Below are 23,897 nucleotides of genomic sequence, written 5' to 3'. Positions count from 1 at the left end.
ATGGGACGACAGCTGCAGCTCAATTTCACGCCGTTGCGGGTGCGCGGCGATGCCATTCGGCTGCAGACCTTGCCGTTCAAGGACGCGCAGCAATTCCGGGAATTGCGTGACGAGCACCGCGCGCACTACGCCGTCACCCGTCGCTCGGATCAGATCGTGGCGCTGCCGCTTGCATTGGGCGCTACGCCTATTGGCGAAGAGAAGGTTGTTTCGGTAGTTGAGAATGCTTCGCTCATTCGTCCGCTGCTCGAACAACGTCTCGTGACGTTGCTCAGTTCCAATCGACGACTGGTGGCGCGCTATAACCCGATTACCACGGTTGGTCGCACCTTGCCGACGGGCTTCACCGAAGCCGACCGGCATCTTCATCTGCAGTCGCGCGTCTTGATCGCGATTCGCTCGCTAAAGCTGCCGGACGCAGAACCACTCGGTCTTTTGTGGGACATTGAGATACAGAAGACCTGCGCAACCAGTCTTGCCGTCTTGCATGGGCAAGGCGTTCGGCTGGATGGGTTGACGGTCGAGCGCCAGGTGCCGGTCGAAGATGTGCGCATGCTGCCTTATCGCCGGTTGGTGGGCCGAGTCGGGGCCATCACGGACGGCCACGCGCGCCTGTCCGAGCGGTTTCAGAATGTGGAGGAGTTGCTTCCACTTGACGAGCTGTACCTGGAGGCCTCACCTGAGAATCTTCGGCACCTGCTGCAACACGTCACGCGGAACACGTCGGGCAGGGTGCAGGGCAAGATCGATGAGATCGTGTTCGAGAACAGCAGAGGGCGTGCGCGTATGGAGCACATTGCCCGCATTTCGGACTGGCTCCGCGGCCTCGGCGAGATCGAGCTGCAAGAAGGTCTCAGCGTTGGTATCGGCAACCTGCTGAGCGAGAAAGACGCGCAGAACTTCCCCCGTTTCATCGAGGGCACGACGCCGACCTATGTTTTCGACGCCGGCACGCTCAAGTCGGAGTCACGGGCAGCGGTTGGTCTAAGCAAGTTCGGCCCCTACAGCCGGCACGTCTTCACGCCCACACGACCGAATGTCTGCGTGATCTGCGACCGCGCGCGGCGTGGTCAATTTGAACTGTTCCTTCGGAAGTTTCGGGACGGCCTGTCGGTCGACGGCAAGTCATTGCCATTCGGCCGAGGGTTTCTCGGCATCTACGGATTGCAGGACATCAACCTGACGTTCGTGGAGGCGGATGCGTTCACGGCCGACGCCTACCATGCGGCTGCTTCCAAAGCAGTCCGGATGGGCGCCGAGGGTATGCCCTGGCATCTGGCCTTGGTGCAGACCGAGCGGGATTCACGCCAGTTGGCGCCGCAGAAGAATCCGTATCTGGTGGCCAAGGCGGCGTTTCTCTCCAACCAGATCCCCACGCAGTTCGTAGCGTTCGAGACGTTCTCGATGGCACCGGCCAGTCTCGCCTACACCCTCAGCAATCTCGCCCTTGCGGTCTATGCCAAGCTCGGCGGCATTCCTTGGCTGATCAAGTCGGACAAGGGCATCGCACACGAGGTGGTCATCGGCCTGGGCAGCGCCGCGATTGGCGAATCCCGATTTTCTAGGAAAGAAAGAATCGTCGGAATTACCAGCGTCTTTCGCGGCGACGGCGGCTATCTGCTATCGAATCTGTCGAACGCCGTCCCCATGTCGAAGTACGGCGAGGCCCTGACGGAATCATTGCAGGCGACCCTTCAGCGTGTACGCAACGAGATGAACTGGATCAAGGGCGATTCGGTACGCGTGATCGTTCATGCGTTCAAGCCGATGCGCAATACTGAGGTGGAATCGGTCAAGGCGGCGTTGAAGGAGTTCTCTGAATTCGATCTGCAGTTCGCCTTCCTGCACGTCAAACAGGACCATCCGTATCTGCTGTTTGACGATGATTCCATCGGGACCAAGGGCAGGGGAGAGAAGACGCCGGTTCGAGGCCTTTTTGCGGAAGTAGGACACAACGAGACGTTGTTGACGTTGACGGGGCCGCAGCAGCTCAAGCGCCCGACGGATGGCCTACCCAAACCGCTACTGCTAAGCCTGCATCGCGATTCGACGTTCACGGACATCATCTATCTCACCAAACAGGTCTATTGGTTTTCGAACCATTCCTGGCGCAGCTTCCTGCCGGCGGCGATGCCGGTCACCATCTACTACTCCGACCTTGTCGCGGGTCTCTTAGGGCGGCTTGACCGGTTGGGTAGCCGGTGGAGCCCGAGTGTGATGCTCGGCAAGATCGGCACAACGCGGTGGTTTCTATGAGCGCCGGCAACCCGATGCTGCACGAAGCGCTGCGCGCGGTGGCGGGGCAGGCCGAGACACTGACGACTGCGGGTCCGCTGTCGATTGCCTTTTATCACTGGGTGCTCACCGAAGGGTTGTCCACCCAGCAGAGCGCCGCAATGGCGCGGGACTTGTGCGAAGAGATTGCCGGCGGTGGCCGGTCGATTCATGCCGTGGCGGCTTTAGGGTTCCTGCTGAGCATCGATCCGACGTTGAGTGATGCATGCCGCGAATCATTTGCGCAGGGCGCGGACTGGTTGATGGGGCGTAGAGGCGATTCCCAAACGGCTCTCGTCAGTCTTATGCAGCCGTTAGCGCATACCGGCGTTCTGGTGGGTTTGTTGGCCACATCCGATGATGTGCGCTGGCCGAAATTCGGCGCATGGTTCGCGTCGCTCTATGCAAAGCTGCAGCCGCTGTTGCCGGCGGAAGTCGGCTGGCGCCATGAACTGCTGTCCATGATCAAGACGCGGTCCGAGGTGGGATTGAACGGCGAACTGGCAGTGGTGCCCGCCACTGCGGGCGCGGCTATCTACGTCGCACGTCGCTTGGCGGATGCTTCGCCGGCGGTCGATAACGACTTTGCGTCGCAGTTGCTTAGCCGCATCAAGTCGGTTGTTTATGACGACCCTGAACAGGCGGCCTTGGATCTGGGAGCGTTTCACTATCTCGCCCAGGGCGCGGCGCAGATCGATCTGCGCGCACCGAGCCTAGACGATGTCGGACTGCTGCTTCGCCGGCTCCCATCCGGGTTGCGTCGGTGGACTTGGGACGAACAGAAGAAGACGCCGAACTCGACAGCGCAAAAGTGGGCGGTTGAAAACGAATACCACTTTCAGAATCTTCTGTGCGCGGTGCTTGCGCCAGTGTTGCCCGATCTGCGTGATGAAGAGTGGCTTGCGTCGGTGGGGCAAAAGAAGCCGCGGGCAGACTTGGTAGTCCCGTCGCTGCACCTGGTGATCGAGGTCAAGTATTGGCGAAAGAGCAGCACACCGCAGGACCTGATTTCGCAGATTGGTGAAGACGTCAGCCTTTACCTGAAGCGCGGCAGCCCCTACCGCAAAGTGCTCCCGATCATCTGGGACCAAGGACGACGCACCGAGCAATACGACCTGCTCATTGCGGGACTCAGTGAGATTCGCGATGTGGTCAGCCCGGTCGTTATCGCTCAACCGGCGTTTATGGTTTGAGCAGTGCCCACACAAAGCCGATGAAATTGCATGAAGAGAGGATACCCAAATGAGTAGTTCGAACTGCCCACTCGAGGAAGGCGATCGCGTTGATCACAAGCTCTTCGGATTCGGAACTGTCGTGGGCGCACCTGTTCCCATGGTGGGGCCTGACCTCCGGAGCGCTAGTGGCGTCCGCGACGCCGGCTGGAGTGTTCCGGTCAAATGGGACGACCCGACGCGGACCGCCGGAGCCGTCATGCATCAGGTGCTGCGTAAAGTGTCGTCGCCTGATTCGCGGCCCTTCAGTCATTGGGATCGTCAGTGGCAGCCTTTGCTGCAGGCTTGGCTGGCCGCGCGACGTGACGTTGAACAGTTGTCGTCGAGCTTCCGGCCCGTACCCGAGCCTGATGCTTTGACACGAATGCAGGACCTTGAGCGAAAAGCCTTCGAAGCGATGCAGCGCTTTTGGGACGCCGAGCAGTCGGGGGAGCATCCCTAGACACTTTCCAAGTCTCAGCTACCGGATAGTGCTCGCCTGCGTGCGCTTACGTTGGCTGACGGTTGGGAATTTCTCCGGTATCCTGAAGTTGATTGATGATGAGCCGATGCCGCGCAAACCCGCGCCAGCAAAGGGCGTGTTTTTCTGACGGTAAAAGCGACGGTAAAGGCCCATGTCGATCAAAGCCAATCCCTTTAATCACGCGGACTTGCGTGACTCGTTGATGATCGAGTGGGAATGAGGCCAGGCCGCTCCTGACTCATCCGTTGATATCAGGAATGTTTGGTAATTCTTTGATAAACAAGGATTCGTAATGACTTCCCCTGAAGGGGCATACGAACTGCTGTTTTCCTACGGAACACTGCAGCTCGAGCAGGTGCAGCTCGAGTCCTTCGGTCGGCTGCTGCATGGCGAAGACGACGCCATGCCGGGCTATCGCAAGACGATGGTGGAGATCACCGATCCGGAAGTCCTGCGCAAGAGCGGCGAGCGATTCCATCCGATCGTCGCCCCCAGCGGCAATCCGGCCGATGAAGTCGCCGGCAAGGTATTCCGAATCACCTCGGCGGAGCTGGCCGCGGCGGACCAGTACGAAGTCGCGGACTACAAGCGGGTCGCGGTGCGGTTGAATTCCGGCAACGAAGCGTGGGTCTACATCCGGGCCTGAGCGAGTCACGGGGCGGCGGTCTTTCGTAGCGTTCTCTGGCGCGGCACGGGGTGGATCGTCAGCGACGTCCTCGCCGTTCCATTTCGGCGGGCGAAAGGTCCTCCTTCCAGGTTAGCAGCACCCAGACATGACCGTAGGGATCGCGCACGCTTGCGGAATTGGCGCCATAGAACATGTCGGTCGGCGGCTGGATCAGCTCCGCGCCCGCATCCACAGCGCGGCGAAGCAACGCAGCGTTGTCATCCGTGAAGATGTGCAGGCCAGCCGTGGTGCGCCCGAGCGCCCGCGGTTCCGCATAGAGCCGGTCGTCAGGATCGCCCAGCATAATCACCGAGCCGCAGATGGAAATCTCCGCATGCAGGATTTTCCCGTCAGGCCCGGCGATGCGAAGAAGCTCTTCAGCACCGAAGGCCCGCGCATAAAATTCCATCGCCCGTGCCGCGCCATCGATATAGATGTGCGGAACCACGGCATGCCGATAACGCTCCGGTCGCATCACGTGAACCCATAGTCCAGGGTGGCGTCGGAGCTTTTGCCAAACTCGCCCTCAAAGCCGCCTTCGCCGTGCAGTCCGGAGAGATCGCCAGTTCCCGAACCGGGAACGACAAACCAGGCGGCCTCGATCCTGCCGTTCTGAATGATTTCGGAGCCCTGCAGCACGAAGGATCCCCGGCGGCCGCTCAGGGTTCCCCGGACGCGTTGCATGCTGACCATGCTCGCGGACCCGTCGGCACGCCGGGCCTGCAACGCGCGAACCTCGGACTCTGCTTCGACGTCCCCGGTGAATGTTTCCGTCAACGCGATCTCAAACAGCGCCGGGTGCGAGCTTTCGTCATAGGGCTTGGCCTCGGATCGGGTAACGACAACCGTTGCTATCGCGTGTGTCGTCGTGCGCGTGTCATTCATGGTGGGCTCCATCGATCAAGATATCCATCGGGGACGAGCTTTTTTGCCAAGATCGAATCGATCCTCCAGGGAAGACGTCTACTCAATGGATTCTGTTGCCGGGTCCCTGGGCGCGTATTTCCAGCCCACGGCCAGGCCGATCACGGCAAGCGCGGCAATCAGTGCGGCGAACGCGACATGCGCGATGGATGCGCCAGTCCGTGCAGAGAGCAGCCCGATGCCAATGACCGGCAGCGAGTTGCCGCAGAACATCACGATGAGATAGGTGGAAACCACTTCGCCACGGCGTTCTTGCGGCGCGATGCGGTTGACCAGTGCGAGGCTTCCACGATAGCCCAGCGATGTGGCGATGCCGGCCAATGCCGAGGCGGCCAGCAGCAGGGAGTGCCGATGGGCGTGCTCTGACAGGATCAACAGCGCGACAGCGGGTGGGTACAGCGCGAGGCTGACCAGCATGGCGGTACGACTCGCCATCGCACGCGTGGCGACAACGGCGATGGCGGCCACCGCAAAGAGCAGGAAAAGTACGGCGCCCGACACCAGCGGGCGAGGATCCTTCAGCGCATCGGCGAGCAGGCTGGGAATAAGCGCCGCGTAGAAGCCGATGAGTGCGAAGGTGACGAACGCCGTCACCGCGGGCGATACGAAGGCCGCGAGCCGCTCCTTTGGTACGCCGAAGCGCGGCCGCATGGACAGCTCGCTGAAGTCTCGCGTTCGACGTTCCACCGTTTCCGGCACATACGACAGCGCGATGCCCATGGCGGCGAGTGTCACCAGGTACACCACGAAGGGCAGGCGCAGCGGCTGCACCCCGAATTGTGCGGGAAGGCTGCCGATGAGCGGCCCGATGGCGAGGCCCAGAAAATTGGCGACGGTGGCTGTCACGGCGCCGGCGCGGCTGCGTCCCTCCGGCTGCAGCTCGGCGATCCATGCCGTCAGCGTGCTGGACGCCAGCCCCGTGGCAAAGCCGCTGAGCGCGCGCGCGACGAACAACCAGGCCGTGCCGCTGGCAAGTCCGAAAGCCACCGTGCTGGCTGCGCCGATGACGACGGCGGGCCATGCCGTCGCCTTGCGACCGATCTGGTCCGACAACCGTGCGAAAAAGAACAGGGCGCAGAGATTGCCGAGCACGTAGATCGAATAGACCAGCGTGAGCGTGATTTCGCCAAAGCCGAACCGTTGCCGGTACAGCGGATACAGGGGCGTGGGAAGCGTCGCGCCGACGAACATCACGGCCAAAGCCGCGGCCGCCAGGCTCAGTCCCCTCCCACTGCGTTGAGCGTGCGTGGCACACATGGGCCGCATGGTAAGCAGGCCAATGACATCGGCAGTTGTGTAAAACGTGGGCAATTCGTTAGGAAGGAGCGCTTCAGCCCGCTCCGTTCATGCCTGCGATCGGAGCATGTGCATTGATCATTTTTGGCGCCGCAGCGTCGCAAGGCGGACGGTCGCGGTGTCGTCACGCAAGGACAGGGATGCGGAAAGAAGCGGGAAGCGCCGTTAGAATGACGGCCCGCGCTCGCTTAGATGGCCACGATGACCGACGACACGCTGCTTCCGGCACCGCCGTTTTCACAGGAAGACGAAGGCTATATGCGGCGTGCGCTGCAGCTGGCCGGGCATGCGCGTGATGCGGAAAACGAGGTGCCGGTAGGCGCCGTGCTGGTCCAGGATGGCGAGATCATCGGGCTGGGCTGGAATCGCAATATCACGCTCAACGATCCCAGCGCCCATGCGGAAATCATGGCGCTGCGTGCGGCAGGCGAGAAACTGGCGAACTATCGCATGCCCGGCGCAACGTTGTACGTGACGCTGGAGCCGTGTGCGATGTGCGCGATGGCGTTGGTGCACGCGCGCATCGGTCGCGTGGTTTACGGCGCTACCGATCCGAAGACCGGCGCGGCAGGCAGTGTGTTCGACACCCTGGTTTCGGATCGCCACAACCATCGCATCCATGTCGAAGGCGGTCTGCTGGCGGACGAGTCGTCGACCATGCTGCGCGAATTCTTTCGCGCGCGGCGGTAAGCCGGTCAGTTGGCGTGCGCGCGCCAGTAGTGGCGCAGATGTTCGAGCTTCGACAGCGATCGCATGGCGTCCTTCGATGCGTCATAGGCGGTGCGCTTGGCCCAGCGTCGGAACGGCTTGGGCGCCTTCGCATCATCGGCCGCGGCGGTTGCGATGAGCTTTCGGCCCATCAGCCGATCATGCGCCAACCCAAGGTGCCCTTGCAGATCGGCAAGCTGCTTGAGCCATGAACCCGTCGCCTGCTTCGGGAAGAGGTGCGCGTAAAGTTCGACGGTATAGCGAAGTTTCTTGGTGGCGGTGCGAAGGCGATGCAGGGTCTTCTGGCCGCCATCGAGCTTTTCGGCGCGCTTCACCAGCTGACGGTAGTGTTTTTCGATGGAAGAGGACGCCAGCTTGCGCGTCATGCTGTCGGTGGGCGGCTCGAGCGTTGCCTCCCAGTGTCGCAATGCGCGCATGGGTACCGCGAGGTCGTATTTCTTCAACGCGGCCACGGCTTGCGTGCGCGCCCCGGCCTGGCGGGCCTTCAACACCTTGGTGGTGGTGTCGATGTCGTTTTCTTCCGGAGCATGCTTCTCGACGAAACCCGGCAAGGTCTCATCCACCAGGATGTCGATATCGCGCGTTTCCCCGGTTGCTTCGCGGCATTCGCGCAGATAGGCATGGACATCGTCGAGATCATCGTCCGAAAACTGCGCCACGTCTTTCAGTGTTGCGGTGATGCGGCGCAGGTTGACGCGCCATGCATGCAACAGTTTTGCATCGTAGGGTTCGGTGAGCAGGCGCTTGCGCGCATTCACGGCCTTGGCGAAATAGCCGTCCAAACTTTTTCGGATGCGATCGAATGCCGAGGGAGCAGGTGACTTGACCATGGCATGGCCCGATAAGGCGCGTGGCGACGCTGCGCGATGCTGTAGCCTGGCACTCATGGAAAAATTTTCCGACCGGCCGGGACGTCTACTTTGCATCAAATTGTCATACTTCGCGAGCGGCACGTGACCGCATGCCTCAGGCGATGAAGGCCAGGACGTCCGCGCAAGATCGTTCGATCTTCAGCGCCAGCAGCGGATCGGCGCGTGTCCGCCCGAGGTTGACGGCAGCCACCGGCTTGCCGTCCCGGGCTGCCGCGGCCACGAAGCGGTAGCCCGAAAACACCATCAGCGACGAGCCCACCACCAGCACCCCGTCCGCGTCATTCAGTGACGTGATGGCCGCGTCAACGCGTTCGCGCGGCACGCTTTCACCGAAGAACACCACGTCGGGTTTGAGCACGCCGGCGCATGCGGGGCAGGGTGGAACATGGAAGTTCGAGAAATCCCGCCCATCCAGGTCGGCGTCGCCGTCGGGTGCATCCGCAGCATCCAGAAGCGCCCAGGCCGGATTGCGTTCGACCAGCATCTGCTGGAACGCGCCGCGAGGCAGGTGGTTGTCGCATGCCGTGCAACGCACCTCGTCGAGGCGGCCATGCAGGTCGATCACCTGGCGATGCCCCGCGGCCTGGTGCAGTCCATCGACATTCTGCGTCAGCAGCATCCGGGCATGGCCGCGCTGCTCCAGTCGCGCCAGCGCATGATGCGTGTCGTTCGGCCGTGCGTTGCCGAAACGGCGCCAACCCACCAGGCTGCGTGCCCAGTAGCGCTGGCGTGTGCGCAGATCGCCCATGAAAGCCTGATAGGTGACGGGTTGTGGCCGCTTCCAGCCGCCGTCCGTGTCGCGATAGTCGGGAATGCCCGAATCGGTGCTGCAACCTGCGCCCGTCAGCACGAACAGCTTTGGATGCGCCTCGATGAATGTGCGCAGGCGATCCTGGTCGCGGACCAGGTCGGCGTCAGGCATCACGGCGGATTCATGCGGCAGCACGGGTCTGCAACTCCTCGATGGCGGCGGCGATGCCGCTGGGGCCATCGACTTGGGCGACATGCGACGTATGGTCCACGAAATCCGAATCGGCTTCATGTGCCCAGGTAACGTGATAGGGCATGTACACGCCCCAGCCGCCGAGTTGGACCACGGGCGCGATGTCCGATCGCAACGAATTGCCGACCATGGCGAAATGTTGCGGAGAGAGTTCGAATTCCGCGAGCACGCGTCGATAGGCGCGCTCGTCCTTCTCCGAAACAATCTCGATACGACGGAACAGGTCGGCGAGGCCGCTGCTGGCGACCTTCTGTTCCTGGTGGAACAGGTCGCCCTTGGTGATCAGCACGACATGGTGATGCTCGGCCACGGCCTCCACCGCGGCACGGATGCCGGGCAGCAGTTCCACCGGATGCGCCAGGACCTCCTTGCCGATCGCGATGATGCGATGAAGATCCGTGGCGCTGATGCGCGATTGCGTGATGTCGATGGCCGCTTCCAGCATCGACAGCGTCATGCCCTTGGCGCCATAACCGAACAGGCGGATGTTGCGCCGCTCGGTGGCGAGCAGGCGGTCGCGAAGACCGAGATGCGCGAGGTCGACATAGTGGCCGACGATCTGTTCGAACGCGTCATGCGCCGATTGATAGAAGCCCTCGCTGTGCCACAGCGTGTCGTCGCCATCGAAACCCACCAGCTTTATCACTGTGCCACCTGAATGCATGAAGTTGGAGAACGCGCCGCTGCCGCAGCGCTTCTGGCGCGCATTTTCCCAGAAAAAACCGTCTCTGGCGGTATCGACCCCAGTCGACGTTAACCGCGCGTACGCGCGCGCGAAGTTAGATGTGGGGCGGGACGACCGAATGCAATGGATGCCTGGCTTCGTCTCTTCGCGGTGCTTCCTGCGGCGACCAAACCCGGTGCTAGGATGAAGCGGCTCCTCCCTTCGGCACGGCGACGTTCGCTCTCGCGTGTCGGTCAGGGATTCGCCGGAGCGCTCCACGATCGTGACTTCAGGTGACTATGCGCGCACGCATCGAAGACGTGGCGAAAGTGGCGGGAGTGTCTCCCAAGACCGTTTCGCGGGTACTCAACAACGAACGCAACGTGCGCGAAGACACGCGCCAACGCATCCTCGATGCGGTCAGGTCGCTCGACTATCGCCCACACCCTTCGGCGCGAAGCCTCGCTGCGAATCGTTCGTTCCTGGTGGCCTTGCTCTACGACAACCCGTCGCCGAGTTACATGATGGAAGTGCAGGACGGCGTGCTGGAGGCATGCGACGCCCAGCGCTACAGCATGATGCTGCAACCGCTGGACGCGACCGCTCCGCGGTTTGTGGAGCAAGTGGAGAAGCTGATTTCCGAGCGCCGGCTGGATGGCCTCATCCTCACGCCGCCGATCAGCGACCACGAGGATCTGCTGGCGCGCCTGCGGGAATGGGGCGTCCCGTTCGCGTGCGTCGCGCCGCGCGATCGCAATTGCGCAGGCGTCGTGCTCGACGAGCGCCGCGCCGCATGCGAGATGGTGGCGCACCTGGCTTCGCTGGGTCATCGCCGCATCGGCCACATCATCGGCCATCCGGACCACGGCGCATCGCGCTGGCGTTTGGACGGCTATTGCGACGGGTTGGAGCAGAGCGGCCTGCGCTACGACCATCGGCTCGTGGTGCAGGGACATTTCTCGTTCGACTCGGGCGTGCTGGCGACGCGGACAATGCTGGCGCTGGCGTCGCCACCGACGGCGATTTTCGCCGCGAACGACGACATGGCGGCGGGCGTGATCTGGGCCGCCAACGAAGCGGGGCTGACAGTGCCGCGTGACCTCTCCGTCTGCGGATTCGACGACACGCCGATGTCACGGCAGATATGGCCGTCGCTGACGACCATCCATCAGCCGTGCCGCGACATGGGGCGCATCGCCGCCAACCAGTTGCTGCGGACGATCAGGGACGGCGGAGGCGCGATGGTCTACGCCAAGTTCGCCCTGTGCCTGCGCGGTTCCACGGGCAGAGTGCCTGACCGGCCGCGCAGGGGTGCGTCGGCAGGGCACTAGGCTTTTCTTGTTGCACTGCAATTTGACAGCGCTGTCATTTCTGTCAGGCTGCGGCTCCCATGGCTCCGTGGGGGAGCCGCGATGGATTTGTTGGGGAGAGCTCCGTGTCTTTGACCCGCCGTGGTTTGCGTGTGGCCTCGGCCGTCCTGGTGACGGCGTCCGCGACGTTGCTGGCCGGCAGCGTGCTGGCCGCTACCGACACCGCCATCCATCCGGCGCTGTGGCCCAAAGCCACCTGGCCATTGCCGATGGATGCCGCGCTGGAGCAGCGGGTCTCTGCGTTGATGGCCAGGATGACGGTGGAGGACAAGGTCGGCCAGCTGGTCCAGGCGGACATCCTCAGCGTGACGCCGGACGACGTGCGCAAGTATCGGCTGGGCTCGGTCCTGGCCGGTGGCAATTCCAAGCCCGGCGGCCAGCTGCTGGCGAACGCGGAGCAGTGGAAGGCGTTGGCCGACGCATTCCACCGCGCTGCGATGGACACCAGCGGCGGCCACGTGGCGATTCCCTTGCTGTTCGGCATCGATGCGGTGCACGGCCATAACGGCGCCGTCGGCGCGACGCTGTTTCCGCAGAACTCCGCGCTGGGCGCCACGCATGATCCCGAGCTGATGCGCGAGATCGGCGAAGCGACCGCGGAGGAAGTGCGCGCCACCGGCCTCAACTGGACTTTCGCGCCTGCGTTGGCGGTGCCGCAGGACGTGCGCTGGGGACGCTCCTACGAAGGCTATTCGCAGGATCCGAAGCTGGTGGCGCAGTACGCCGGCGCCACCGTCGAGGGCCTGCAGGGCAAGGTGGGCACGCCGCAGTTTCTCGACCGGTCGCATGTGGTCGCCTCGGCCAAGCACTTCCTCGCCGATGGCGGCACCAAGGACGGCAAGGACCAGGGCGACGCGCAGATCAGCGAAGAAGTCCTGCGCACGGTTCACGCCGCCGGTTATCCGCCGGCGATCGATGCGGGCGTGCAGAGCGTGATGGCATCCTTCTCGAGCTGGAACGGCCAGAAGATGCACGGCAACAAGGCGCTGCTTACCGATGTGCTCAAGGGGCGCATGGATTTCCAGGGCTTCGTCGTCGGCGACTGGAATGCGCACGGCCAGGTGCCCGGCTGTACGAACGAGGATTGCCCCGTGTCGATCAACGCCGGCGTCGACATGCTGATGGCGCCAGATAGTTGGCGCGGCCTGTACGAGCACACGCTCGCTGAAGTGAAGTCGGGCGCGATTCCCATGTCGCGTGTGGACGATGCGGTGGCGCGCATCCTGCGCGTGAAGTTCCGCGCCGGCCTGTTCGAGGAGGGCCTGCCCTCGTCCAACCCGCTGGCGGCGCGCTCCGCCGACGTGGTGGGCAGTCCCGCGCATCGCGCGATCGCCCGGCGCGCCGTGCGCGAGTCGCTGGTGCTGCTGAAGAACAACGGAGGGCTGCTGCCGCTCGATCCGCGCAAGCACATCCTCGTTGCAGGCGATGGCGCGGACAACATCTCGCGACAGAGTGGTGGCTGGACGCTGACCTGGCAGGGAGCCGGACTCAAGAACGCCAACTTCCCCGGCGCGCAATCCATCGGAGCCGGTATCGCGGAACAGGTGAAGGCTGCCGGGGGCACGGTCGAGATCGCCGCGGATGGTCATCACTCGGGCAAGCCGGACGTGGCCGTCGTGGTGTTTGGCGAAGACCCCTATGCGGAATTCCAGGGCGACATCCCGAACCTGCTGTATCGCCCGGGCGACGACCACGATCTGGAACTGATCCGCCATCTGCGCGGCGAAGGTGTGCCCGTGGTGGCCGTGTTCCTGAGTGGACGCCCGCTGTGGATGAATCGCGAGATCAATGCCGCTGAAGCATTCGTCGCGGCCTGGCTGCCGGGCAGCGAAGGTGGCGGTGTCGCGGATGTGCTGCTGCGTACGCGTGAGGGCAAGGTTGCCCATGACTTCCACGGCAAGCTTTCGTTTGCGTGGCCGCGCAGCGCGGTGCACGGGCAGGGCAGTCCGCTGTTCCCCCTGGGCTATGGCCTGACGTACGCCGATCACGGCACGTTGCCCGCGTTGCCTGAAGCATCCGGCATCACCGGCGAACAGGTTCCGGTCGGCAACTACCTCGAACGCGGCAAGCCCGTGCATGGATACGGCTTCACGCTTCGTGGTGCCGATGGGGCATCGACGCCGGGCGACGTATCGCCGGCGGCAACGAGCGACGGTGCGTTGCGCATGACGGCACTCGATTACAAGGCGCAGGAGGATGCGCGTCGCTTCGCCTGGAGAAAGAGCGATGCGCAGCTGGTCATTACGGCACGCGCGCCAATGGATCTGGATCGTGAAACCAACGGCGACGTGCTGTTGATCACGACGCTGCGCATCGATGCGCTGCCCGGCAAGGACGCATGGATCGGCATGGGTTGCGGCAAGGGTTGTCAGGGACGTGTCGAACTTGGTCCGCAGCTCGCGTCGCAGGCGGCCGGCCAATGGCTGCGCATCGGCGTACCGCTGAAGTGCTTCCGCAAGGCAGGCGCGGACATGCACCACATCGAGCAGCCGTTCGCCTGGGGAGCAGGGAAGGGAGCCGAAGTCGCGATTTCCCGCGCGGCACTCGGTACGGATGCCGATCAAGTCGTGGACTGTGCCAAGTGAGGCCGGTAAGCGCATCCGGTGCCGTCTCAGGCGCTTTGGACATCGAGACGTCTATTTGCCCTGCGTCAAATGACGGCCCATTTGGCCTTGCTCACGCAGCTAATGCACGTTTAATCAATGATTTGTAACTAAGAAGATGCTTGCTGCTATGCGGCAAGCATCTGCCGGCGAAGCGTCTTATGATCAAGCCATGACAGCGCTGTCATTGCGGTACGACAGCGCTGTCACCGGGAATGGAAGACAAGGGCGGCACGTCGAGGGGCGATGTCGCAAAACTATTCCGAACAAAGAGAGGGGAAGCTAAATGAAGCTGCGCTACTCGGCGTTGTACGTTGCCATGTCGCTGGTGCTCGCTCCTGGCGTGGTGCTGGCAGCCGACCAGGACGCGACGTCCCAGGACCAGTCACAGGGTTCGGCACCGGTCGAAAAGAAGGTCAAGCAGTTGGACGCGATCCAGGTCAGTGCGACCAAGCGCGAAACGCCGCTGCAGAAAACCCCGGTCGCCGTCAGTGCCATCACGCCCGACACGCTCGACAAGGAGCGCGTGATGACGGTGCAGGACCTGACCAAGCTGGTCCCGGGCCTGCAGGGCACCTCGCAGGGTGACCATGGCGTCGTGACGCTGACCTTGCGCGGTATCGGCAACGACAGCGCCAAGACCGAATACGCCGACCCCGAGGTCGCCACCTTCGTCGATGGCGTGTATGCGCCGCGCGCCGAAGCCGCTTCCGGCCTGCTGCTGGACATGGACGGCGTCGAAGTGCTGCGCGGTCCGCAGGGCACGTTGTGGGGTCGCAACTCCACGGCCGGTGCGATCAGCTTCCAGACGGCCAAACCGGACATCAATGCCGGCTTCTACGGCAACGCCCAGATCGATGCCGGCAGCTACAACCAGATGGGCGCGCGCGCCGCGGTGAACCTGCCCATCAGCAATACGTTCGCGATGCGCGTGGCGGTGGTGCACGAGCAGCACGATGGTTATGTGGACTACCAGAACCCCGGCGCGCTGCTGCCATCCGTGGCGCAACAGCAGGCGGCCTATCTGGCCAGTGGCGGCACCGCGGCCAATTTCCGCCCGATCGACCCCAGCGTGTTCGTGCAGGGCGGCGACAAGTACAACGCGCAGGACCAGTCGGCCGCGCGCGTGAGTGCGTTGTGGCAGCCGAACGAAGCGTTCAAGTGGAACCTGTCGTACGAGTACTTCATCGATCGCGGCACGCCGGACATGAGCCTGATGCAGACGCCGCGCCAGGGCCAGGATTTCTGGTCGGCGCTGATCGACACCGCCCCGTACCTGCACCGCAATTCGGGCACGCTTCGCAGCCGCATGGATTGGAACATCAACGACGGCATGCAGTTCAGCTATGTCGCCGGCTACAACCGTTTCTCGGGCAAGAGCCAGTTCGACCAGGACAACGGCGTGCAGGTGCCCACCAGCTTCAGCACGGGCGCATCGAACCAGAACGATCGCACCAACTATTCCAATTACAAGAGCTACAGCCACGAGTTCGACCTGCGTTCGGTAGGCCAGCAGACGCTCGACTGGATCGTCGGCGCGTACTACGGCTACGAAGACAACAACATCCGCTTCGACATCCCGATCATGAACGGCACGCAGTACGGCTCGGTGTCGTGGCAGGGCTCCTTCATCCAGCCGAAGGAGACGGTGGATTCGAAGGCGGTGTTCGGCCAGGCGACCTGGCATATGTCCGACCACTGGCGCCTGACCGGCGGCCTGCGCTGGTCCGACGACGAGAAGAAGAACATCGGCGGCCGCGGCTGGGGTTGGGATTACGACCCGACCGTGCCGCAGGTGCCGATCGCGGTGAGCACGATACCGAGCGCGGCGACCGGTTTCGCCGTATCGACCTACAACGACGCGAAGTACAGCGACGACGAAGTCACCTGGCTGGCGCGCATCGACACCGACGTCGGCGACAACGGCCTGCTGTACGGCAGCGTCTCCACCGGCTACAAGTCGGGCGGCACGCAGGACGCCGGCACGCTGTACAAGCCCGAGAAGCTGACCAACTACGAAGTCGGCGCGAAGTTCGCGTTCCTCGATGGCCACATGACGTGGAACAGCGCGTTGTACTACGAGGACTTCAAGGACTTCCAGCTGTCCGCGCCCATCACGTACCCGGATGGCAATCGCGGCCTCGGTTTCAACAACGTGGGCGGCAGCACCAAGGTCATCGGCTTCGAATCCGAACTCGCCTTCCAGCAGCAGGATGACCGCGCCAACTTCGTGCTGTCGTATATCCCGAAGAAGGAGCTCGGCACGCTGCTCTATGCCGGCAGCAATGACTACCAGGGTCTGCCGGCGTGTGCGCCGCAGTCGGGCATCGCCAGTTGCATGGACATCACGGGCAACGATTTGCCGCATGCGCCGACGTTCTCGCTCACGGCGATCTATGAGCACGATTTCCACCTGGGCAACGGTGGTCGCCTGACGCCGCGCTTCAGCGGCCAATACCAGACCGACCAGTGGCTGAGCACGTTCAACCTGGGCGATGGCGACAAGCAGAAGGCGTACTTCCGCGGGGACCTCTCGCTGCGCTACACCGAGCCGCAGGATCGCTGGTGGGTGAACGCGTACGTGCAGAACTTCACCGACGGTCGCGTGCGCACCAGCGCGGGGCGCTTCCAGCTCGCGCCGGGCGTGTACCAGTACGTATCGCAATACCTGCCGCCACGCGTCTTCGGCGTGCAGCTGGGCGTCTGGTTCTGATGCGGTCATGGGCGGCGCCCGCGGATGGGCGCCGCCGACGTTTTGCCGTTCTTGGCGATGCCATCGGATGAAGGTGTCGCTACCCTCCCCGGAATGGCATTTGACCGGGTCCCGGCGGGGACCCGGTCTCCTTTGAGGGATACACGCATCGCCGTATCGATAGCCGGGCATCGCAGAGGGGAACACCGATGGCACGATTGAAGAAGATCCTCGTGGTGGGTGGCGGTACGGCCGGATGGCTTGCCGCGTGTTACCTTGCCAAGGCGGTGAACGCGGTCGATCCCGCCAGCGTGCAGGTGCATCTGGTGGAGTCGAGCAACATCGGCCTGCTCGGCGTGGGCGAGGCGACGTTTCCATCGATCCGCGGCACGCTGTCCGCCATAGGTCTGGACGAACGACGTTTTTTGGTCGGCGCCACGGCGACCTACAAGCAAGGCATCCACTATCGCCATTGGGTGAGGCCGCCGGGCTCGCCTGGCCATAGCCACTTCTTCCATCCCTTCAGTCAGCCCAGCCAACGGCCGGGCGGGCCGGAGTTGTTGCCGTACTGGTTGCTGGGCGCGGCGCCCGATGGCATGTCTTTCGCCGACGCGGTGACCATGCAGAGCGCCCTGGTCGAGCGCAATCGTGCACCCAAGCGCCCGACGGACCCCGATTACCAGGGACCGATGAACCATGCCTTCCATTTCGACGCCGCGTGCTTCGCCAAGGTGCTCGCGGAACATGGGCAGGACGCACTGGGTGTCAAGCGCCATGTCGCGACGGTGGATCGCGTGGAGCTCGATGAGCACGGCGCCATCGATCGCGTGATCACCCATGAACTGGGTGAACTCACCGCCGATCTCTACGTGGATTGCACCGGCCTGCGCGGCTCGCTGATCGGTAGCGCCATGCAGTCGCCGTTCCGCAGCCGGCGCGACGTGTTGTTCGCCGATCGCGCGGTCGCCATGCAGGTGCCGTACGAGCGTCCCGACACACCGATTCCGTCGTACACCATTTCCACGGCGCAGGAGGCCGGCTGGATCTGGGACATCGGCCTGCAGAAGCGTCGCGGCGTGGGCTACGTGTATTCCTCGCGCCATACGGACGATGCACGCGCCGAGGAGGTGTTCCGTCGCTATCTCGGCCCCGCCGCCGACGACCTGAAGGCGATGCATATCAAGTTCGAAACCGGTTATCGCCCGGAGCACTGGCGCAGGAACTGCGTCGCCGTCGGCCTCGCCGGTGGTTTCGTGGAGCCGCTGGAGTCGACCGGCATCGCGCTGATCGAGCTGGCGACCTATCTGCTCACGCATTTGCTGCCCGGCGACACGGGCGACATGGAACGCGCGGCGCGTCATTTCAACGAGATGATGGTGGCGCGATACGACCGCATCATCGATTTCATCAAGATGCACTACTGCCTGAGCCAGCGCCGCGATTCCAAGTTCTGGACGGACAATGCCGACCCGGCCAGCATCCCGCAGACCTTGCAGGACAAGCTGGCGCTATGGAGGCACCGGCCGCCGCATCGCCTGGATTTCGTCAGCGACCTGGAAATGTTCCTGGTATCGAGCTGGCAATACGTGCTCTACGGCATGGAGTTCAAGACGGACCTCGAACCCATGCGCAGCGCCTACCCGCACCTCGAGGAGGCGCGCCAGGAGTTCGCGATGATCCGGCAGGTGGCGGACCACGCGGCCCACGACCTGCCCAATCATCGGTCGCTGGTGGAACAGTTCTGCCGTGAATACCACGAGCGGCCGGGAGCCGTGCTGTCGAACGAGGCCGTGGCCTAGTCGACCATCGCGAATGCCGTGATTTGTCGCGCAAGCGTGGGGATCGCTCCGATCCTGTGGCACGAAGACGCAGGTCGGGCACGTATGGTCATGCTGGATAGAATGGCCGTGCCCCTACATCGCGATGAGACATTCATGGACTCGACACGCATCGAGACGACTTGCGCGGAAGGACAGGCCTGCCGCGAGGCCGAAGGCGGCGCCACGTCCTTCTGTGGAAGCTGCGCCTTCTCCGAAGCGTGCACGTCCAGCGGTTACGGCAAGTCCGACCTCGCCGCACTGCATTGCCTGGTGGAGCATGTCCATGCGCATGACGCCGGCGAACACGTGTTTCGACGCGGCGAATCGTTTCGCGCGCTCTATGCAGTGCGCCGCGGTGCGGTGAAGACGTCGCTGTTCAGCCGCGACGGGCGCGAGCAGGTGCTGGGTTTCTATCTGCCCGGCGAGATCATCGGCCTCAACGGCATCTATCCCGATTGCTACCCCTGCGATGCGCTCACGCTTGAGAAAGCCGAATTCTGCCGTTTCTCGTTTCCGGCCATGAGCAGCCTCGCGTCGGTGCTGCCGGTGGTGCAGCGCCACCTGTTCCGCCTGTTGAGCAAGGAACTGGGCATGGCCAGCCTGCTGGCCGGCGAACACACGGCGGACGAGCGCGTGGCCGCCTTCCTGGTGGATCTGAGCGAACGCTATGCGCGGCGCGGTTTGCCATTCGAGCAGTACCGCCTGCCCATGTCGCGCAGCGACATCGCGAGTTACCTGCGCCTGGCGCCGGAGACGGTCAGCCGCGTGCTGAGCCGTTTCCGCCAGCAGGGCTGGGTGGCGGTCGAAGGGCGTGGCGTGAAGCTCCAGCACATGGAGGCGTTGCGCGAAGCGGGTGTGGCGCTGCGACCGATGCAGGCAAGCGCCTAGGCGGAAGCTTTCAGCGCGGGGTACGCGACGGGCCGGCGGTTTCGCCGGCTCTCGTGCCGGGCGCCACTGCAGCCTCTGCCCGTGCGCGTTCGACCGGTTCCTCTTCCATCAACGGCAGCACACCGGGACTGTCCAGGTCGTCGAATTGCCGGTGATTCACCGCCCAGAAGAAGATGCCGATCGCCACGACGATGATCAGCAGCGTGACGGGGATGAGGGCGAGCAGGATGTTCACGCGCGCAGCACCGGAGGCGTGGCTTCGCGCTGGCGGCCGATGCGCCAGGCGTTGACGACGACGGCCAGCGAGCTGAGCGACATGCCGATCGCGGCCAGCCACGGCGGAACCCAACCCAGTGCCGCGAACGGCACCGCGCAGAGGTTGTAGCCCAGCGACCAGCGGCGTCCCTGCGCGATGACATGCTGCACCTGGCGTGCGATCGCACGCGCCTCCACCAAGCCGTGCAGGTGTCCGTGCAGCAGCAGGAGATCGGCTTGCGCCTGCGCCACTTCGGTGCCCGTGGCGAGGGCGGCGGACACGTCGGCGCCGGCCAGTACCGGCACGTCGTTGGTGCCGTCGCCCACGGCGAGCGTGACGCGGCCGCTTGCATGGGCTGTCTTCAACAAGGCGAGCTTGCTGTCGGGCGTCTGCGCGGCATGCCAGGTCTCGATGCCAAGCGCGTCGGCGACGGCGGCCACACGGGTTGCGATATCGCCACTGGCGATCTGCAGATCCATGCCGTCCGCGCGCAGGGCATCCACGGTCGATGGCGCATCGTCACGCGGCCGCTCGCGCAGCCGGAAAGCGGCGAATGCGCCGTTGTCGTCGGCCAGCCACAAGCGGTCGTCCGGGCGGCCATCGGCGAGACCCAGTGCAAAGCCGATGTGGCCCAGCCGCCATGCACGTCCATCGATCTCGCCTGCGATGCCGCCGCCCGGCGTCACTGACACCTCGTGCGCGCGCAGCAACGGAAGGCCGGCCGCCGCGTGCGCGACCGCCTGCGCCACCGGATGGGAGCTTTCGCGCGCCAGCGCCGCCGCGGTGGCAAGCGCCGAGTTCGCGTCGCCTTCGCGCAGCACGTCGACGTCCTGTCGATCGAGACGAGGCACGGTCAGCGTGCCCGTCTTGTCCAGCATGGCGAGATCGGCGCGACCCAGGGCGGCGAGCGCCGCGCTGTCGGCGACCAGCACGCCGCGCTGCGCCAGCACGCCGAGGGCACGCGTAAGGGCGGCGGGAGCGGTCAACGCGAAGGCGCAGGGGCAGGCGATGACCAGCACGGCGACGGCGCTGGCGAACGCCCTGGACGGATCGACCAGCAGCCAGCCAAGTGCCGTCACCACGGTGAGCGCCAGCACGCGCGCCACGAACCGCCGCAGTTCCGCATCGCCACGTGGCAACGCGGCCTCGCGCGCCAGGCGTGCGCGGGCGCCAAGCGCACCGATGCGCGCGACCGCCGTGGCTTCGCCACCGTGTTCGACGCGCAGTTGGGCCGGGCCCGTGAGCAGCACGCTGCCCGCGGCCAGATGCTCGCCGCGTTGGCGCGTGACCGGCGTGGATTCGCCAGTGAGCAAGGCCTCATCCACCTGCACGCGCGTACTTTCCAGCACACCATCGGCTGGCACGGTGGAGCCCTCGGAGAGGTGTACGCAATCGCCCGGAAGCAGCTCGATCGCGGGCACCGTTTCCAGCGTGCCGTCGGGCTTGCGGCGTTCGGCCAGCAGCGGCGTGCTGTCGATCACCGCGTCGCCCAGCGCACCGCTGCGATGACGCGCGCGCAATTCGACGTAGCGCCCGGCCAGCAGCAGGAACACGAACATCGTCACCGAGTCGAAATAGATCTCGCCCGTGCCGTGCACGGTGCTGTACGTGCTGGCGAGAAACACCAGCCACACCGCCAGGGCCACCGGCAGGTTGATGCCCAGGCGGTGTTCGCGCAGCTCGCGCAGCGCGCCCGCGGTGAAAGGATGCGTGGAATAGAACACCACCGGCAGCGTGGAGATCAGGCTCAGCCAGCGGAACAGGCCGCGTGTCGTGAAATCCACGAAATCGACCACGCCGATATAGATGACGAACGCATAGGTCATCACCTGCATCGCGAACATGCCGGCCACCAGCATGCGCTTGAGCATGTCGTGTGCTTCGCGCGTGCGCGTGTCGTCGATGCTGTCGCTGCGCAGCGGCTGTGCGGCGCAGCGCATCGACGCGAAGGCCTGGAGCAGGGAGGGAAGCGTGGTGCGACGCGTGTCCCATACCACGCGGACGCGCCGCGCCGGTGCGTCGACGCTTACCCCGCTCACGCCCGGCAACGCATGGATCGCCTGTTCCAGACGAAGCACCTTCTGGGCACCCTGCAGCGATTCCACGCGCAGCGCCACCTCGCTGTGGCCGTCACGACGAGGCCGCAATACCTGGGCGGCCAGGCGGGGATGCGCCCATGCCTCGTAGCTGTTCATGGCGTGGCGGGTGGCTTGTGGCTGTTGTGCGAACTCGACGGCACGCCGAAGACGGCGTGCGGGGCGTCTACCGGTTCGTCGGCGTGGCGGGCACCCAGCACGATCATCCACACGCAGCCGGCCAGCGAGGCCAGGAAGAGCATCGCTCCCAGCCAGACGATCGGTTGCCGATACCAGGTGGAGGGAGCGGCCTGCGCGGTATTAGTCGCTGGCATTGCCATGGTGCGAGACGTGGTACACGTAGGCTGCAAGTACACGGATCTGGTCGTCGGTCAGGCGTGGGCTCCACGCCGGCATGTGACCCTGTCGGCCATCGTGGATGGTCTTGTGGATGTCCGCGACGGTGCCGCCGTGCAACCAGATGTGGTCGGTGAGGTTCGGCGCGCCCAGTGCGGGGTTGCCCTTGCCGTCCGGTCCATGACAGGCCGCGCAGGTCGCGAACAACGGCTTGCCGGCTTCCGCCGCCTTCTCGTCGTGCGGCGAGCCGGAGAGGCTCAGCACGTACTGCACGAGATGGTCCACGTTGTCCTCGCCGAGGCTGGCCCAGGGCGGCATCACGCCGCTGCGCCCGTCATGGATGGACGTATAGATGTCCTTGCCGTCGCCGCCGTACAGCCAGTCGTTGTCAGTGAGGTCGGGCGCGCCCAGCAGCACGTTGCCGTTCGCGGCGCGGCCGTGGCACGCGGCGCAGTTGTCCATGAACAGCCGTTCGCCGAGCTGCTGCGCGGCCGGGTCACCGGCCAGCTGTTCGATCGGATAAAGCGAAAAGCGCTTCATCAGCTCGTCCAGCTTGGCTTCGTTGGCTGCCGAGGCCTCCGCCAGTTCCTTGTGCGATGTCCACCCGAGCGCGCCCTTGAAGGCGCCGAAACCCGGGTACAGCGCCAGGTACGCAAAGCCGATGACGAACATCGCCGCCGACAGCACGACCCACCACATCGGCAGCTTCTGCACGCCTTCGCGCAGCACGCCGTGGGCCCACACGTGACCGCTGGTGCCGTCCGCCTGCACCGGGATCTTGGCGCGCGGCGCCCACAGGAAGAGGAACAGCGTGATGCCCAGGTTGAGCACCACCAGGAACATGATCCAAAGCGACCAGAACAGGCTCATGGCTGCTTGCCCCCCTCGATGGCGTGCGTGGCATGTTCGTTGTCGGCTTCGTCTTCCATCGGCAGCTCGGCCATGCGGGAAAACGCCTTCTTGTGATAGCCGCTCCAGGCCCACGCCCAGATGCATATGAAGGCGACCATCATCGTCACGATGATGACCCCGGTGAGGTGACCCCAGATCTCGCTCATGGCGCGCCTCCGTCGCTGGCCGGCTTGGCGCCCGCGGCGACCTGGGGTTCGTTCTTGATGCCCAGTCCCTGCAGGTAGGCCACCAGCGCATCCATCTCGCTCTTGCCTTCCAGCGCCGCCGGAGCGCCGTCGATGTCGGCATCGGTATACGGGTCGCCCAGCTTGCGCAAGCCGCGCATGCGCGCCTGGATATCGCTGGCGTCCAGCTTGGCCTTCACCAGCCACGGATAACCGGGCATGTTCGACTGCGGCACGACCTGGCGCGGACTTATCAGGTGCAACTCATGCCACTGGTCCGAGTACTTGCCGCCGACGCGGGCCAGGTCCGGGCCGGTACGCTTGGAGCCCCACTGGAAGGGTCGGTCGTACACCGACTCCTCCGCCACCGAGTAGTGGCCGTAACGCTCCGTCTCCGCACGCAGGGCGCGGATCATCTGCGAGTGGCAGAGATAGCAGCCTTCGCGCACGTAGATGTCGCGGCCGGCGAGACGCAGTGGATCATAGGGTTTGACGTGTGCCGGCGCCTTGACCGCGTGCGCTTCCATGAAGAGCGGCGTGATCTCGGCGAGGCCGCCGATGGAGACCATGACGGCAGTGAGCACGCCCAGCAGGGCGGCGTGTTTCTCGATGGCTTCGAAATGCTTGTAGGCCATG

General features: G+C 64.3%; 22 protein-coding genes. 10 read left to right on the top strand and 12 right to left on the bottom strand.

Annotation, left to right across the window (positions count from 1 at the left end; translation table 11 throughout):
- From CA260_RS11690 to CA260_RS11675, 4 genes are all read left to right on the top strand, one after another.
- The gene (locus CA260_RS11690; protein ID WP_036039670.1) at positions 1-2,256 is read left to right on the top strand and encodes an argonaute/piwi family protein; all 2,256 of its coding nucleotides are present in this window, start codon (positions 1-3) and stop codon (positions 2,254-2,256) included.
- The gene (locus tag CA260_RS11685) at positions 2,253-3,467 is read left to right on the top strand and encodes a hypothetical protein (protein WP_111983271.1); all 1,215 of its coding nucleotides are present in this window, start codon (positions 2,253-2,255) and stop codon (positions 3,465-3,467) included. Before CA260_RS11690 ends, CA260_RS11685 begins: the two co-directional genes overlap by 4 nt.
- A 238-nt stretch (positions 3,468-3,705) precedes the next feature.
- Complete coding sequence (locus CA260_RS20910; RefSeq protein ID WP_131727000.1) at positions 3,706-3,948, top strand: hypothetical protein; 243 nt, start codon at positions 3,706-3,708, stop codon at positions 3,946-3,948.
- A gap of 313 nt (positions 3,949-4,261) precedes the next feature.
- Entirely contained in the window at positions 4,262-4,615 is a 354-nt protein-coding gene (locus tag CA260_RS11675) for a gamma-glutamylcyclotransferase family protein (protein WP_111983270.1), read from the top strand.
- A 58-nt stretch (positions 4,616-4,673) separates the two neighbouring features.
- Here CA260_RS11675 and CA260_RS11670 read toward each other — a convergent pair whose 3' ends face one another.
- From CA260_RS11670 to CA260_RS11660, 3 genes are all read right to left on the bottom strand, one after another.
- Positions 4,674-5,111 carry a VOC family protein gene (locus tag CA260_RS11670; RefSeq protein WP_111983269.1) on the bottom strand — a complete coding sequence of 146 codons (438 nt, stop codon included), beginning with the start codon at positions 5,109-5,111 and terminating at the stop codon, positions 4,674-4,676.
- On the bottom strand, positions 5,111-5,521 hold the full coding sequence (locus tag CA260_RS11665) for a DUF3224 domain-containing protein (protein ID WP_172461823.1): 411 nt from the start codon (positions 5,519-5,521) through the stop codon (positions 5,111-5,113). The genes CA260_RS11670 and CA260_RS11665 overlap by 1 nt, the downstream gene beginning before the upstream one ends.
- Before the next feature lie 78 nt (positions 5,522-5,599).
- The gene (locus CA260_RS11660) at positions 5,600-6,754 is read right to left on the bottom strand and encodes an MFS transporter (RefSeq protein WP_202864083.1); all 1,155 of its coding nucleotides are present in this window, start codon (positions 6,752-6,754) and stop codon (positions 5,600-5,602) included.
- A gap of 303 nt (positions 6,755-7,057) precedes the next feature.
- Between CA260_RS11660 and tadA the strand changes: the two genes are divergently transcribed.
- Positions 7,058-7,546, top strand: coding sequence for a tRNA adenosine(34) deaminase TadA (gene tadA / locus CA260_RS11655; RefSeq protein WP_111983296.1), 489 nt, complete (start codon positions 7,058-7,060; stop codon positions 7,544-7,546).
- Between the two features lie 5 nt (positions 7,547-7,551).
- Here the strand turns inward: tadA and CA260_RS11650 are convergent, their stop codons facing one another.
- The 3 genes from CA260_RS11650 to CA260_RS11640 form a co-directional block, all read right to left on the bottom strand.
- Positions 7,552-8,472 carry a CHAD domain-containing protein gene (locus CA260_RS11650; protein WP_172461822.1) on the bottom strand — a complete coding sequence of 307 codons (921 nt, stop codon included), beginning with the start codon at positions 8,470-8,472 and terminating at the stop codon, positions 7,552-7,554.
- Between the two features lie 79 nt (positions 8,473-8,551).
- Positions 8,552-9,379, bottom strand: a complete 828-nt coding sequence (locus CA260_RS11645) for an NAD-dependent protein deacetylase (protein WP_111983295.1) — start codon at positions 9,377-9,379, stop codon at positions 8,552-8,554.
- A 10-nt stretch (positions 9,380-9,389) separates the two neighbouring features.
- Positions 9,390-10,106: an HAD family hydrolase gene (locus tag CA260_RS11640; protein WP_238149733.1), complete on the bottom strand. Its 717-nt coding sequence runs from the start codon at positions 10,104-10,106 to the stop codon at positions 9,390-9,392.
- A gap of 317 nt (positions 10,107-10,423) precedes the next feature.
- On the opposite strand from CA260_RS11640, the gene CA260_RS11635 reads away from it, so the two are divergent.
- From CA260_RS11635 to CA260_RS11615, 5 genes are all read left to right on the top strand, one after another.
- The gene (locus CA260_RS11635) at positions 10,424-11,455 is read left to right on the top strand and encodes a LacI family DNA-binding transcriptional regulator (protein ID WP_111983264.1); all 1,032 of its coding nucleotides are present in this window, start codon (positions 10,424-10,426) and stop codon (positions 11,453-11,455) included.
- Positions 11,456-11,514: 59 nt separating this feature from the next.
- Positions 11,515-14,079, top strand: coding sequence for a glycoside hydrolase family 3 protein (locus tag CA260_RS11630; RefSeq protein WP_111983263.1), 2,565 nt, complete (start codon positions 11,515-11,517; stop codon positions 14,077-14,079).
- 304 nt (positions 14,080-14,383) lie between these two features.
- Positions 14,384-16,810, top strand: a complete 2,427-nt coding sequence (locus tag CA260_RS11625) for a TonB-dependent receptor (protein ID WP_111983262.1) — start codon at positions 14,384-14,386, stop codon at positions 16,808-16,810.
- Between the two features lie 188 nt (positions 16,811-16,998).
- Positions 16,999-18,588: a tryptophan halogenase family protein gene (locus CA260_RS11620; RefSeq protein WP_111983261.1), complete on the top strand. Its 1,590-nt coding sequence runs from the start codon at positions 16,999-17,001 to the stop codon at positions 18,586-18,588.
- 135 nt (positions 18,589-18,723) lie between these two features.
- A complete protein-coding gene (locus CA260_RS11615; protein ID WP_111983260.1) occupies positions 18,724-19,497 on the top strand; it encodes a helix-turn-helix domain-containing protein in 774 nt (257 codons plus the stop codon).
- A 10-nt stretch (positions 19,498-19,507) separates the two neighbouring features.
- Here the strand turns inward: CA260_RS11615 and ccoS are convergent, their stop codons facing one another.
- From ccoS to ccoO, 6 genes are read right to left on the bottom strand one after another with little or no spacing between them, the layout of a single operon-like run.
- A complete protein-coding gene (gene ccoS / locus CA260_RS11610; protein ID WP_111983259.1) occupies positions 19,508-19,732 on the bottom strand; it encodes a cbb3-type cytochrome oxidase assembly protein CcoS in 225 nt (74 codons plus the stop codon).
- The gene (locus CA260_RS11605) at positions 19,729-21,948 is read right to left on the bottom strand and encodes a heavy metal translocating P-type ATPase (protein WP_111983258.1); all 2,220 of its coding nucleotides are present in this window, start codon (positions 21,946-21,948) and stop codon (positions 19,729-19,731) included. The genes ccoS and CA260_RS11605 overlap by 4 nt, the downstream gene beginning before the upstream one ends.
- Complete coding sequence (locus tag CA260_RS11600; RefSeq protein WP_238149732.1) at positions 21,945-22,169, bottom strand: hypothetical protein; 225 nt, start codon at positions 22,167-22,169, stop codon at positions 21,945-21,947. The genes CA260_RS11605 and CA260_RS11600 overlap by 4 nt, the downstream gene beginning before the upstream one ends.
- Positions 22,150-23,055, bottom strand: coding sequence for a cytochrome-c oxidase, cbb3-type subunit III (ccoP, locus tag CA260_RS11595; RefSeq protein ID WP_111983256.1), 906 nt, complete (start codon positions 23,053-23,055; stop codon positions 22,150-22,152). Before ccoP ends, CA260_RS11600 begins: the two co-directional genes overlap by 20 nt.
- Positions 23,052-23,243, bottom strand: a complete 192-nt coding sequence (locus CA260_RS11590; RefSeq protein ID WP_111983255.1) for a cbb3-type cytochrome oxidase subunit 3 — start codon at positions 23,241-23,243, stop codon at positions 23,052-23,054. Before CA260_RS11590 ends, ccoP begins: the two co-directional genes overlap by 4 nt.
- Complete coding sequence (gene ccoO, locus CA260_RS11585; RefSeq protein ID WP_111983254.1) at positions 23,240-23,896, bottom strand: cytochrome-c oxidase, cbb3-type subunit II; 657 nt, start codon at positions 23,894-23,896, stop codon at positions 23,240-23,242. Before ccoO ends, CA260_RS11590 begins: the two co-directional genes overlap by 4 nt.
- Between the last annotated feature and the right edge of the window lies 1 nt (position 23,897).

The organism is Dyella jiangningensis, from assembly GCF_003264855.1.
GTDB classification, from domain to species: domain Bacteria; phylum Pseudomonadota; class Gammaproteobacteria; order Xanthomonadales; family Rhodanobacteraceae; genus Dyella; species Dyella jiangningensis_C.
The sequence above is the reverse complement of the archived record's forward strand: the minus strand, read 5'-3'. Positions and strand labels throughout refer to the sequence as shown.